The sequence below is a fragment of the Kitasatospora sp. NPDC096204 genome (assembly GCF_044763205.1).
Classification (GTDB): domain Bacteria; phylum Actinomycetota; class Actinomycetes; order Streptomycetales; family Streptomycetaceae; genus Kitasatospora.
Genome location: NZ_JBIWFT010000031.1, coordinates 20,836 through 33,954, shown reverse-complemented (window position 1 = coordinate 33,954; position 13,119 = coordinate 20,836). Strand labels below are relative to the sequence as shown.

Annotated in this window: 9 protein-coding genes; all 9 read left to right on the top strand. The window is 74.8% G+C overall.

Translation table 11 applies throughout. The annotated features are described in order from the left end of the window. The first annotated feature begins 140 nt into the window (after nucleotides 1-140). Entirely contained in the window at nucleotides 141-1,481 is a 1,341-nt protein-coding gene (locus ACIQ87_RS28730; RefSeq protein ID WP_402411940.1) for a hypothetical protein, read from the top strand. A gap of 22 nt (nucleotides 1,482-1,503) precedes the next feature. After that, nucleotides 1,504-2,454 (top strand): glutamate ABC transporter substrate-binding protein, encoded by a 951-nt coding sequence (locus ACIQ87_RS28725; protein ID WP_402411937.1) that lies wholly within the window; start codon nucleotides 1,504-1,506, stop codon nucleotides 2,452-2,454. Between the two features lie 257 nt (nucleotides 2,455-2,711). Then, on the top strand, nucleotides 2,712-4,109 hold the full coding sequence (locus ACIQ87_RS28720) for a hypothetical protein (protein WP_402411936.1): 1,398 nt from the start codon (nucleotides 2,712-2,714) through the stop codon (nucleotides 4,107-4,109). A gap of 5 nt (nucleotides 4,110-4,114) precedes the next feature. Then, the gene (locus ACIQ87_RS28715) at nucleotides 4,115-6,631 is read left to right on the top strand and encodes a tetratricopeptide repeat protein (protein ID WP_402411933.1); all 2,517 of its coding nucleotides are present in this window, start codon (nucleotides 4,115-4,117) and stop codon (nucleotides 6,629-6,631) included. 3 nt (nucleotides 6,632-6,634) lie between these two features. Then, complete coding sequence (locus tag ACIQ87_RS28710; protein ID WP_402411931.1) at nucleotides 6,635-7,954, top strand: protein phosphatase 2C domain-containing protein; 1,320 nt, start codon at nucleotides 6,635-6,637, stop codon at nucleotides 7,952-7,954. A gap of 108 nt (nucleotides 7,955-8,062) precedes the next feature. Beyond that, on the top strand, nucleotides 8,063-9,418 hold the full coding sequence (locus tag ACIQ87_RS28705) for a VWA domain-containing protein (RefSeq protein WP_402411928.1): 1,356 nt from the start codon (nucleotides 8,063-8,065) through the stop codon (nucleotides 9,416-9,418). Nucleotides 9,419-9,491: 73 nt separating this feature from the next. After that, nucleotides 9,492-10,820, top strand: a complete 1,329-nt coding sequence (locus ACIQ87_RS28700) for an FHA domain-containing protein (RefSeq protein ID WP_402411925.1) — start codon at nucleotides 9,492-9,494, stop codon at nucleotides 10,818-10,820. 194 nt (nucleotides 10,821-11,014) lie between these two features. Continuing rightward, a complete protein-coding gene (locus ACIQ87_RS28695) occupies nucleotides 11,015-11,932 on the top strand; it encodes an ABC transporter ATP-binding protein (protein WP_402411923.1) in 918 nt (305 codons plus the stop codon). Beyond that, on the top strand, nucleotides 11,929-13,065 hold the full coding sequence (locus ACIQ87_RS28690) for an ABC transporter permease (protein ID WP_402411920.1): 1,137 nt from the start codon (nucleotides 11,929-11,931) through the stop codon (nucleotides 13,063-13,065). Before ACIQ87_RS28695 ends, ACIQ87_RS28690 begins: the two co-directional genes overlap by 4 nt. Nucleotides 13,066-13,119 lie beyond the last annotated feature (54 nt).

The window sequence follows — 13,119 nt, the reverse complement described above, 5'->3', positions numbered from 1 at the left end:
ACCAGCCGCCGGGTACGGCGGTGGCGGCGGCCGCACCGGTGGCGACGGCCGGGTCGGGGGGCCGCCCTGCCGTTCCCGGAGCGGCCCCGCCCGCGCGGCCCGGCGGCGCTCCCCCGGCGCCCAGACCCGGCGGGGCGCCCGTGCAGCGCCCCTCGACGGCCGTCGCCACCGGTGTGCGCGCCCGGCTCGCCCAGGCGACCCGCACGCCCCCGGGCCGGCTGCGGCTGGCCGGTGTGGTGCTCGCGGTGCTCACCGTGGCCTTCGGGGGGCTCACCGCCTGGCAGTTGGAGACCAGGGCACAGGCCGCCGACCGGGTGGTCTCGTACAGCCAGCCGCTCAGCCGGGACGCCGCCGAGATCCACCGCAACCTGGCCGACGCGGCCACCACCGCGGCGAGCGGCTTCCTGCTGGCCGGCGCCGAGCCCGACGAGGTCCGCAGCCGCTACGAGCAGGACGTCGCCACCGCCGCCAAGCTGATCGCCGAGGCCGCCGCCCGGACCACGGCGACCTCCCCCGCACAGGGCTCGCTCGCCCGACTGAACCAGCAACTCCCGGTGTACGCCGGCCTGGTGGAGACGGCGCGGGCCGACAACCGGCAGGGCATCCCGCTCGGCGGCGGCTACCTGCGCTACGCCTCCGAGCAGATGCAGACGGTGCTGCTGCCGACCGCCGCCGAACTGGCCGCCGCCGAGAACCAGGAGCTGGCCGACGACTACGCCGCCGCCGAGGCGGTGCCGTGGGCGGCGTACGGCCTGGCGCTGGTCACCCTGGCCGCGCTGGCCTGGGTGCAGTCGACGCTGTTCCGCCGCACCAACCGGGTGTTCAACATCGGACTGCTGGGCGCCACCGCCGCCGTGCTGGCCGGCGCCCTGTGGCTGACCGTCACCGGGCTGGCCACCGACGCTGCCCTCCACCGCAGCAGCCGCGAGGGCGCGGGCCCGCTGGAGGCGCTCAACTCCGCCCGGGCGGACGTGCTGACGGCCCGGCTGGCGGAGAACCTGCACTTCGTCGCCCGCGGCTCGACCACCAAGTACGCCGACCAGTGGGCGAAGGCCGCCGAGAACCTGGCCGGCGCCGAGAAGACTCCGCCGGGCCGGTACAGCGGCTCGCTGGCGGATGCCTTCCACAAGGCGCCGGAGGCCGCCAAGCCGAGCGTCCAGGAGGCCGGGAAGCAGTTCGACGAGTGGCGCCGGCGGCACGACGCGGCCCGGACGCTGGAGGTCGACAACGCCGACTACCAGGGCGCCCTGGAGGCCACCGTGACGGCCAAGGGCGACGCGGCCACCGCCGACGCCGCCTTCAACGCCACCGACAAGGCGCTCGCCCAGGCCGCCGACATCGAGCAGGACCGCTTCACGAAGGCCGCCGAGGGCACCGGCGGGGACCTGCGGGCCGCCGCCGTCGCCGCCGCGCTGCTCGGCCTGCTGGCCGCGGCCGCCGCGCTGCGGGGCCTGGGCCGACGACTGGCCGAGTACCGGTGACGGGCGAGGGGGAGACCGACCGATGCGCACCATGACCTTCCGGAGAACCACCAGGCCCGCCGCCGCGCTGGCCCTGCTGGCGGCCGGCGCGGCCGTGCTCGCCGGGGGCGGCCCGGTCGGCGCCGCACCCGCGGCCGCGACCGCCGCGCCCCTGGCCGTGCAGCAGGAGCAGACGCCGGGCGACGGCTGCGACGTCTACAAGAGCGTGCCGCCGAGCACCGAGGACGGCCCCGCCGTCAAGGCCATCAAGGCCAAGCGCAGCCTGGTGATCGGCGTGGACCAGAACAGCTACCGCTGGGGCGCCCGCAACCCGAACACCGGGCAGATCGAGGGCTTCGACATCGACCTCGCCCGGGCGATCGGCGCGGCCGTCATGGGCGACCCGGAGAAGGTGGTGCTCAAGCCGGTGGCCACGGCCGACCGGATGGACGCCATCAAGAAGGGCCGGGTCGACCTGATCGTCCGCACCATGACGATCAACTGCAAGCGGATGGAGGACGTCGCCTTCTCCAAGCCGTACTTCAACATCAGCCAGCGCGTCCTGGTGCCGAAGTCCTCGCCGGCGAAGAACATCGACGACGCGGTCAAGGACAAGGCGGTCTGCGCCGCCGACGGCTCCACCGCGCTGAACATCGTCAAGGAGAAGAAGACCGCCCGGCAGGTCGTCACGGTGGAGAACCAGCTGGACTGCCTGGTCCTGATGCAGCTCGGCAAGGTCGACGCCACCATGACCGACAACGGCCTGGCGGCCGGCCAGGCCGCACAGGACCAGACCGTGCGGATCGTGGACGGCGAGGCGCAGCCGGAGGTGATCGGCGTCGCCATGCTGAAGGACAGCACCGACCTGACCGCCCGGGTCAACCAGGTCCTGGCCGACTACTACGCGCGCGGCGACTGGGCCCGTTCGTACGAGCACTGGCTCAAGCCGTACATGCTCAACGAGGCCGATCACTACTGGCCGGGCTCGCACTGAGGCGGCGTCCGGCCGGCCCGGCGGCGACGCGCGGGGCCGGCCCGCGGTGACGCGGAAGACGGCGCGGGGGAGGTAGCGCACGCGCCGTCAGCGGGGCGTTGACGGTGCCTTGACGCCCCGCGCCCGCTCCGCCGGAACGGCCACCGGTTAGGGTTCGGGACGATCACCACGGGGAGACCGGTGGTGGATACGGGGGTTGTCGTGGGACCGCACGTCAGGCACGTCGGGATCGCACGCGAGGAAGGAAGGACACCGCGGTGGCGGCATCGGCTGGCCCGGCACTGAGCCGGGAGGAGGTCGACCGCGCGCTCGCCCGCCTCGGCGCGGAGCGGGACGCGGTCGAGTCGGCGCTGCTCGCCCTCCAGGACCACCCGGGCCTGCGGCTGCTGGACGGCGCCGAGCTGTCCGGGCGCACCCTGGAGCGCTGGTCCGTCGCCGGCAAGGGCCTGCCGCTGCTCTGGGCGCTGTTCGACCGCTACTCCGAGGCGCTGGCCTCGGCCCGTGCCGTCCGGGCCCGCAAGGCCAAGCCCGGCGCGCCCGAACTGGCCGAGCTGAGCGAGCTGCTGACCGGCGACGCGGTGACCGTCCCCGGCGGGGTGGTGCCGGACGGCCCGCAGGTGCTCGGCGCGCCCGCCAAGCTGGTCGAGCGGATCAGCCTGGACGCGCTGATGACCCGGATGAACTCCTGGTACGCCACCGTGCTGGAGGTGGTCAGCGCCGCCGACGCGGTCTGGTCGGCGCTGCCGGCCCGGATCGACCTGCTGCTGGCCGAACTCCAGCGGGTGCGCACCCTGGCCGCCTCGCTCGGCGTGCGCACCGGCGGCCACCCGCTGGGCGACGACCTGGCCGGGATCGAGCAGGACCTCACCGCGCTGCGCACCGAGGTGCACGGGGACCCGCTGGCGCTGTGGCGCCCGGCCCGGGTGCCCGCCCAGCGCGGCACCGTCCCGGAGGGCTCGGCCTTCGCCGGCCCGGCCGGGGTGGTGGACACCGAGCGGTTCGACCGGGCCGGGCGGGCGCTGGACGGCGTCCGGCTGGAGCTGGAGGACCTGCTGCGGCTGCGCGACGAGGCCGAGGAGCGCCTCCAGGGCGTCGGCGACCTGCTCCAGCGGGCCGACGCCACCCTGGCCGAGGCGCGCCGGGCGCGCGGCGAGGTGCTGGCGAAGATAGCGTCCAGCGACGTCCCGGCGGTGCCGGGCCCCGCCTCGGCGCTGCGCGAGCGGATCGTCGCCGCGCTGGACCTGCGCCAGGCCGGGCAGTGGGGCCGGCTGGCGCCGGTGCTGGACGCGCTGGAGGACGCCGCCGCCAAGGAGCTGGGCCGGGCCCGGCAGTCGCTCACCGAGGTGACCCAGCCGCTGGCCGTCCGGGCCGAGCTGCGCGGCCGGCTGGACGCCTACAAGGCGATGGCGGCCCGGCTGCGGGTCGCCGAGGACCCGGAAGTGGTCGAACGGTACGAGAAGGCGCGCTGGCTGCTCTGGAGCGCGCCCTGCGACCTGCGGGCGGCGGCCGCCGCGGTGGCCCGGTTCCAGCAGTCGCTGCGCCCGGCCCATGCCGAGGCCGAGCCCGGGCGGGCTCGGGAGGCGGCCGGCCCGGCGCCGGGCGCCTCGCAGGTTCAGGACGGACAGGCTCAGGACGGACAGGCTCAGGGGGGCTGAGGTTGATGGGCGGGACGTGCGAACGGCCGGAGTGCTCCGGCAGCGGCAGGATCGACGCCGACGGCTACTGCGACGAGTGCGGGCTCGCCCCGGCGGGTGGGACCACCGCGGCGACCACGACCGGAACGACCGGGGCAGCCGCGCCCGCCGGGCCGGGCTCGCCCTGCCCGCGCGACTGCTCCGGCACCATCGACCCGGACGGCTACTGCGACGAGTGCGGCCTGACGCCGCCCGCCGACGACACCGGCGTCACCCAGCCCTACGTCCCCTCCGCCCGCGTCTCCGGCGGCTCCGGGCACACCGGCTCGGGGCACACCGGCTCCGCCCGTTCGCTGTCGGCCCGCACCGGCTCGGCGCGCTCGATGTCCGGCCGCTCCCGCTCGCACCGCTCGACCCGTACCGGCAGCGGCCGCTCGCTCTCGGTCCGCTCCACCCGGGGCAGCGCCTCCGCGGGCACCCGCAACCGGCTGGGCGCCGGCCTGGTCACCGTGCCGACCGTCGAGGCGGCCGACCCGTCCCAAGCCGTCCTGGCCGACGCCGAGGTGCCCGAGCGCAAGCGGTTCTGCTCCAGGTGCGACGCCCCGGTGGGCCGGGAGAAGAACGGCCGCCCGGGCCGCCCGGACGGCTTCTGCACCAAGTGCGGGACGCCGTACTCGTTCACGCCCAAGCTGCGCCGCGGCGACCTGGTCGGCGGACAGTACGAGGTGGTGGGCTGCCTGGCGCACGGCGGGCTCGGCTGGATCTACCTGGCGGTGGACCGGCGGGTCAACGACAAGTGGGTGGTGCTCAAGGGCCTGCTGGACACCGGGGACGAGGACGCGCTCGCGGTGGCCGTCGCCGAGCGGCGCTTCCTGGCCGAGGTGGACCACCCGAACATCGTCCGGATCATCAACTTCGCCGAGCACCCGGACCTGCGCACCGGCGCCACCGACGGCTACATCGTGATGGAGTACGTCGGCGGGAAGTCGCTCAAGGACATCGCCAACGAGCGCCGCACCCCGGACGGCCGGCGCGAGCCGCTGCCGGTCGAGCAGGCGATCGCGTACGCGCTGGAGGCGCTGCCGGCCCTGGGCTACCTGCACGGCCGGGGCCTGGTCTACTGCGACTTCAAGATCGACAACGTGATCCAGAGCGGCGACGCGCTCAAGATCATAGACATGGGCGCGGTCCGCCGGCTCGACGACGACGGCCCGATCTACGGCACCATCGGCTACCAGGCCCCGGAGATCGCCACCGACGGCCCCTCGGCCGCCTCCGACCTGTACACCGTGGCCCGCACCCTCGCGGTGCTCACCTTCGACTTCCAGGGCTACAGCAGCACCTACCGCGACTCGCTGCCCGGCCCCGAGCAGGTCGAGGTCTTCGCCCGGTACGAGTCGTACTACCGCTTCCTCGTCCGCGCCACCGACCCGGACCCGGCCCGCCGCTTCGCCTCCGCCGAGGAGATGGCCGACCAGCTCACCGGCGTGCTGCGGGAGGTGCTGGCCCTCCAGGACGACCGGCCCCGGCCCGCGCCTTCCACCCTGTTCGGCCCCGAACTTCGCGTCGTGGACACCGAGTTGGTGCTGCCCACCGAGCAGGCCGGGAAGCTCGCGGTGGCCCCGCTGGACCCGGCCGCCGCCGCCCTCGCCCTGCCCGTCCCCCGGGTCGACCCGGGCGACCCCAACGCCGGCTTCCTGGCCGTCCTGGTCACCCCCGACCCCGAGGAGACGCTCGCCGCGCTGGCCGCCGCACCCGCCGTCTCGGTCGAGAGCCGGCTGCGCGAGCTGCGCGCCCTGCTCGAACTCGGCCGCCACGAGGACGCGGTGAGCCGGCTCGCCGAGCTGGAGCGGGACCAGCCGGACGACTGGCGGGTGGTCTGGTACCGCGGCCTGACCGCGCTGGTCGGCGGCGGGGCCTCCCGGGTTCGGGCCGCCGCGGAGGCCTTCGACGCGGTCTACGACGCCTTCCCCGGCGAGGCCGCGCCCAAGCTGGCCCTCGCCATCTGCGCCGAACTGCTCGGCGACGGCGCCGACGCGGCCGAGTTCTACCGGCTGGTGTGGGCCACCGACCGCGCCTACCTGAGCGCCGCCTTCGGGCTGGCCCGGGTCCGGCTGGCCGAGGAGGACAGGACCGGCGCGGTCCGCGTGCTGGAGACCGTCCCGGCCACCTCCAACCAGTACACCGCCGCCCGGATCGCCGCCGTCCGGGCCCGGCTGCGCGAGCGCCGGCCCACCGACGACCTGGCCGCCGACCTCGACGCGAGCTCCGCGCAGCTGACCGCGCTGCGGCTGGACGACCGCCGCCGCGAGGAGCTGGCCGTCGAGGTGCTCGACGCGGCCCTCGGCTGGGTCGGCGCCGAGGCGGCCGCCGGCCGGCGGGCCACCGGACTGGTGGTCCTGGGACGTCCCGCACAGGAGCGGGAACTGCGCTTCGCCCTGGAGCAGTCATACCGGGTACTCGCCCGGTTGGCCGACCGGGCCGAGAACAGGATCGAGATGGTGGAACGGGCCAACCGTGCCCGTCCCAGGACGTGGGTGTAGCAGATGCCGCAGCAGACCGAGTGCCCGAGCTGTTCGGAGCCGATGGAGCCGGAGGACGCCTACTGCGGCTCCTGCGGGACGGGCCGGGACGGCCGGGCGGCCCCCGGCTCGATGCCGGCGAGCTGGGCCGCCGCACGCGGCGAGGCCGTACCGTCGCCGCGCGGACCGGTCTGTGTGCACTGCGGGCAGCCGCAGGTCGCCCCGGACGGCTACTGCGAGGGCTGTGGCAGCGCCCAGCCGCGCCCGCGCGACCACATGGAGAAGGCCCTCGGGGGCGTCGCCGGGGTCAGCGACCGCGGCGTGCGCCACCACCGCAACGAGGACTCCTTCACCGTCGCCGCGACCTCGCTGCCCGGTGGCGAGCCGGTCGTGGTCGCCGTGGTGTGCGACGGCGTCTCCTCCTCCGACCGCCCCGACGAGGCCTCGGAGACCGCCGTCGACGCCGCCTCCGAGTCGCTGCTGACCGCCCTGGAGGCCGGCCGGGACCCGAACCAGGCGATGCGCCAGGCCATCGCCGACGCCGCGCAGGCCGTCGCCGACCTCGCCACCGACGGCGCCGGCCCCACCCGGCCCGACCTCAACGCGCCCGCCTGCACCTACGTCAGCGCGATAGCCGCTGGCGGCCGGGTCACCATCGGGTGGGTCGGCGACACCCGGGCGTACTGGATCCCGGACGACCGCGCCGCCGCGGAGCCGTTCCGGCTCACCCAGGACGACTCCTGGGCGGCCCGGATGGTCGAGGCCGGGCTGATGAGCGAGGCCGAGGCCTACTCCGACCCCCGCGCGCACGCGATCACCGGCTGGCTCGGCGCCGACGCCGAGGAGGTCGTGCCGCACACCCTCGACTTCACCCCGCACGTCCCCGGCGTGGTGCTGATCTGCACCGACGGCCTGTGGAACTACGCCGAGGCGGCCACCGACCTGGCGTACTACGTGCGCCCGGACGCCCGCACCGAGCCGCTCGCCACGGCGCAGACCCTGGTGAAGTTCGCGGTCGCGGCCGGCGGCCACGACAACATCACCGTCGCCGTGCTGCCGATCGACCCGCCGGCCGCCGCCGAGGACGCCGACCAGACCCCGACCGCGCTGGACCTGCCGGTGATCACTCCGCGACCGGCCCCGGCGGCGGCCGGCGGGGACGACGAGGACCACGACCCGACCCTGCCGGACCTCCCGGTGATCGGTTCCGCCGCGGCCCCGCTGCCCCCGGTCCCGCCCGCGCCCCCGGAGGTCCCCCCGGCGCCGCCCGTCCCGCCGGCCGCTCCCGCCCCGCCCGTCGCACCGCCCGTCCCGCCGCAGCCGCCGCACCCGCCGACGGCCTGACCGACCACCCGCCGGACGCCCCGGCGCCACGGCCCGCCGGCCCGCCCGGCGGGCCGCCCCACCGTCCTGAGCACGTCCACCCCTCACCCGACGGGAGCCGACCGCCCCATGGCAACACTGGCGAAGCCGAACCTGCCCAGGTTCCACGTGGAGATCTTCCAGAACGAGTACCTGGCCGACGGCGCCCGCGAGGTCAACGCCATCGTCACCGTCACCGCGACCGGCGGCGGCACCTCCGGCGGCCGGCCGCTCGGCTTCGCCGACGCCACCCCGGCGGGCAGCGGGACGGCGGCGGCCGTGGTCATCCTGGTGGACTGCTCGGGCTCGATGGACTACCCCAAGACCAAGATCAACGGTGCTCGCGAGGCCACCGCCGCCGCCGTCGACGCGCTGCGCGACGGCACCGCCTTCGCCGTGGTCGCCGGCACCCACGAGGCCCGCGACATCTACCCCGGCGACGGCACCCTCGCGATCGCCTCCGCCACCACCCGCGCACAGGCCAAGGACTCGCTGCGCCGGCTCACCGCGGCCGGCGGCACCGCGATGGGCACCTGGCTGGCCAAGGCCGACAAGCTCTTCCTGACCCGCCGCGACATCGCCATCCGGCACGCCATCCTGCTCACCGACGGCAACAACGAGCACGAGTCGGCCGAGGACCTGGCCCGCAACATCGAGCGGGTGACCGGCCACTTCACCGCCGACTGCCGCGGCGTGGGCACCGACTGGCGGATCGACGAGCTGCGCCGGATCTCCTCGGCGCTGCTCGGCACCACCGACATCGTCGCCGAGCCCTCCGGCCTGGCCGAGGACTTCCGCTCGATGATGGCCGGCGCGATGGGCAAGCAGGTCGCCGACGTCGCACTGCGGATCTGGACCCCGGCCAACGCCACGGTCCGGTTCGTCAAGCAGGTCGCCCCCGCCGTCGAGGACCTGACCTCCCGCCGCACCGAGGCCGGCCCCCGGGCCGGCGACTACCCGACCGGCTCCTGGGGCGACGAGAGCCGCGACTACCACGTCTGCGTCGAGGTGCCGGCCGCCGCGGTCGGCAACGAGATGCTGGCCGCCCGGGTCAGCCTGGTGCTGCCCGAACAGGTCGCCGGCGGCACCCCCGAGGTGCTCACCCAGGGCCTGGTCAAGGCGGTCTGGACGGACGACCTGGCCTCCTCCACCCGGATCAGCCCGCAGGTCGCCCACTACACCGGGCAGGCCGAGCTCGCATCCTCCATCCAGGAGGGCCTGGAGGCCCACCGGGCCGGGGACGTCGACCGCGCGACCGCCAAGCTGGGCGCCGCCGTCCGGATCGCACACGCGACCGGGAACGAGGGCACCTACAAGCTGCTCCAGAAGGTGGTGGACGTGGTGGACCCGAAGGAGGGTACGGTTCGGTTCCGTAAGAACGTGAGCGAGGCCGACTCGATGACCCTTGAGACCCGGTCGACCAAGACGGTACGTGTGAAGAAGTGACCGCTGAAGACGTGACCGGGCCGGCACCCCGGCGCGACGCCGCACCGCGCCGGCCCGAAACGAGGGGGACCTGATGCCGATCTGCCCGAGGGGCCACGAGTCGCAGGCCGAGGACTGGTGCGACTTCTGCGGCTTCCCGATGACTCCGCCGGCCCCCGCCCCGGGGGCGCACGGAGGCTACCCGGGGGCACCCGGGAGCGACCCCGCGCCCGGTACCCACGCCGGGCACCCCGGGTACGGCGGCGCCTCCTTCGGCGCGCCGCCGCCTGCGCCGCCGATGCCGCCGGGGGCCGTCCCGCCACCCGGGGCTCCGCTGCCCCCGCCCGGCATGATGCCCCCGCCGCAGCACGGGGCCGTGCCCCCGCACGGCGCCGCCCAGTCGCACGGGGCAGCCCAGCCGCACGGGGCCGTCCCGCCGCAGGCCGGGCCGCAGGGCCTCACCGCGGGCCTGGCCGTCTGCCCGATCTGCCGCAGCCCCCAGACCGGACGGTTCTGCGAGGAGTGCGGCTACGACTACGAGCTCTCCACGCCGTCGCGCCGCCAGGTGCCCGGCGCCGGCCACACCCCGCCCGGCCCGGCCCAGCAGCCGCCGCTGAACATCCCGCCGGCCTACGGCGGCACCCCGCCGCAGGCCCCGGCCGGCCACTCCCAGGCCCCCCTCGGTCAGCCGCCGTTCGGGCAACCGCCGCTCGGCCGGCCCCCGTTCGGGCAGCCGCCGGCGGCCCAGCAGGCCGTCGCCCCGCCCGTCCCGCAGCAGCCGCAGGCCCCGCAGCACCCGCACACCTACGGCTATCCGCCCTCCATGCCCGGCACCGGGCAGGAGGGGCCCACGCCGGAAGCCGCGTTCCCCGATTCGGCGGTGCGCGAGGACTCCGGCCCGGTGTACGCCCAGCCGGCCGGCCCGGGCCCGAACAACCGCGGCGGCGACTTCGGCACCTCCTTCAACCTGGCCCCGCCGCAGCCCCAGGAGCCCGCCCCGGCCGAGCCGGTGCGGACCAACTGGATCGCCGTGGTCTCGGCCGACCGGGACTACTTCACCGAGATGATGGCCCGCAGCGGCCCCGAGGCGGCCGGCCTGTTCTTCCCGCCGTACTGCCCCGAGCGCCGGATCCCGCTGACCGGCCGCGGCCAGCTGCGGATCGGGCGGCGCAGCCAGCACCGCGGCACCGTCCCGGAGATCGACCTGTCCGTCCCGCCGGAGGACCCGGGCGCCTCGCACCAGCACGCGCTGCTCGCCGAACAGGCGGACGGCAGCTGGGTCCTGGTGGACCAGGACTCGACCAACGGCACCACCATGAACGGCGGCGCGGAGCCGATCGCCCCGCACATCGCCGTGCCGCTGAACGACGGCGACCGGATCCACATCGGCGCCTGGACCACCATCACCGTGCACCGCGGCTGAAAGTCCGTGAGCTGAAAACTCGTCCGATCGTTTTCCGGACGGTCGATCAGCTCCGATCGGCACCAACTCCGGCCGGGCCGGGCGGAATTCGACATCCGCCCGACCCGGCTTTGTTTACGTCGCCTTTAAAATATCCGCAAATTCGCTCGCACAGATGTGCACAGGAGCCTTCACAACCCCTAGGCTCAGCGCACATGACTGCTGCTATATCCGCTGACGGCATCCGCCAGCGGTACGGGGATGTGCAGGCCGTCGACGGGGTGTCCCTCACCGTCGAGGCCGGCGAGTTCTACGGGATCCTGGGCCCCAACGGCGCCGGGAAGACCACCACGATGGAGATCCTGGAGGGCGTCCGGAAACCGGACGAGGGCCGGATCGAGCTGCTGGGCATGGAGCCCTGGCCGCGCAATCCGAAACTGCTGCCGCGAATCGGCGTGCAGTTCCAGGCATCCGCTTTCTTCCGCAAGTTGACGGCCCGGGAGACCATCCGCACCTTCGCGTCGTTCTACGGGGTCGGCCCCAAGCGGGCCGACGCGATGCTGGAGCGGGTCGGCCTCTCGGACAAGGCCGAGACCCTGACCGACCAGATGTCCGGCGGCCAGGCCCAGCGCCTGTCGATCGCGTGCGCACTGGCCCACGACCCGGAGCTCGTCTTCCTGGACGAGCCCACCACCGGCCTGGACCCGCAGTCCCGGCGCAACCTCTGGGACCTCCTGCGGGACATCAACGCCGAGGGCCGCACCGTCGTGCTGACCACCCACTACCTGGACGAGGCCGAGGTGCTCTGCGACCGGGTCTCGATCATGGACCACGGCAGGGTCCTGCACACCGGCGCCCCGGCGGCGCTGATCCGCGAGATCGACGACACCGTCCGGATCAGCGTGGCCTCCGGCCAGCTCCCGCTCGACCGGGCCCGGGAGCTGATGACCGCGGCCGGCGCGGACGTCGCCAACCTCGAGGACGACACCGTCTCGCTCTCCGTCTCCACCCGCCTTCCGGCCCCGGTGCTCAGCGTCCTCGCCGAGCAGAACGCGCTGCGCGGCCTCGAAGTGCGCGGCGCCACCCTGGAGGACGTCTTCCTCCAGCTGACCGGACGGGAGTTCCGCGCATGACCTCGACGACCCCCACCGAGCCGCAGGCCCCCGCCCGGCGCGGCGGCCCGGCCGCCGGCGAGCACGAGCGGGTCAGCGCGTTCTGGAGCCTGTCCCGCGCCATGCTGCTCGGGATGAAGCGCGACCGCACCGCGACCTTCTTCATCCTGCTCTTCCCGCTGGTGTTCCTGGTCTTCTTCGGCACCGTGACCAAGGGCTCCGGCAGCCCCCACGCCAAGGTGGCACAGGTCGGCGCGGTGAAGCTGTTCGACTCCATCCAGGGCGACGAGCGGGCCGGGCTGGACAAGGTCCTCACCATCACGAAGACCGACGACGAGGCCGCCACCCTGGAGAAGGTCCGCAAGGGCGACTACGACGCGCTGATCAAGCAGGGCCCGGACGGCAGGGTCGAGCTGCGTTACACCGCCGCCGACCAGGTCCGCGCCGGCGCGCTCCAGGGCATCCTCAACTCGGTGGTCCAGAACGCCAACCAGGCGGCCACCGGCCAGAAGCCGGCGTTCGTGCTGGACTCCCAGCAGGTCGAGGACAAGTCGCTCAAGCCGATCCAGTTCCTGACCCCCGGCCTGCTCGGCTGGGCCGTCGCCACCGGCGCGGTGTTCGGTGCCGCGCTGACGCTGGTCAACTGGCGCAAGTCCAAGGTGCTGCGCCGGCTGCGGCTGGCCCCGATCAACGCCGGAACCGTGGTCAGCTCCCGGATCCTGGTCTCGCTGCTGACCGCCTTCCTGCAGACCGCCGTCTTCCTGGTGGTCGCGACGAGCTTCTTCGGGCTGAAGCTCACCGGCGACTGGTGGCTGGTCATCCCGCTGGTGGCCTGCGCGACGCTCGCCTTCATGTCGATCGGCCTGCTGGCCGGCTCGGTCGCCAAGACCGAGGAGGCGGCCAACGGCATCTCGCAGATCATCGTGCTGCCGATGTCCTTCCTGTCCGGATCGTTCTTCCCGCTGGACGGGGCCCCGGGCTGGCTGAAGGGCGTCTCCCAGGTCATGCCGCTACACTACCTGGTCGACTCCGCCCAGTCGGTGCTCACCCGCGGCGGCGGCGTCATGGACGCCCTGCCGACCATGGGCGGCCTGCTGCTCTTCGCGGCCGTGCTGACCGGCATCTCCTGGAAGCTGTTCCGCTGGGAGGACTGACCCTCCCCGGCTGACGTCCGCGGGCCGATGTCCGCTGATCGACGTCCACCGATC

Coding starts and splice junctions, on each gene's coding strand:
- ACIQ87_RS28725 (WP_402411937.1), top strand. CDS start 1,504: ATGCGCACCATGACCTTCCGGAGAACCACCAGGCCCGCCGCCGCGCTG.
- ACIQ87_RS28715 (WP_402411933.1), top strand. CDS start 4,115: ATGGGCGGGACGTGCGAACGGCCGGAGTGCTCCGGCAGCGGCAGGATC.
- ACIQ87_RS28710 (WP_402411931.1), top strand. CDS start 6,635: ATGCCGCAGCAGACCGAGTGCCCGAGCTGTTCGGAGCCGATGGAGCCG.
- ACIQ87_RS28705 (WP_402411928.1), top strand. CDS start 8,063: ATGGCAACACTGGCGAAGCCGAACCTGCCCAGGTTCCACGTGGAGATC.
- ACIQ87_RS28700 (WP_402411925.1), top strand. CDS start 9,492: ATGCCGATCTGCCCGAGGGGCCACGAGTCGCAGGCCGAGGACTGGTGC.
- ACIQ87_RS28695 (WP_402411923.1), top strand. CDS start 11,015: ATGACTGCTGCTATATCCGCTGACGGCATCCGCCAGCGGTACGGGGAT.
- ACIQ87_RS28690 (WP_402411920.1), top strand. CDS start 11,929: ATGACCTCGACGACCCCCACCGAGCCGCAGGCCCCCGCCCGGCGCGGC.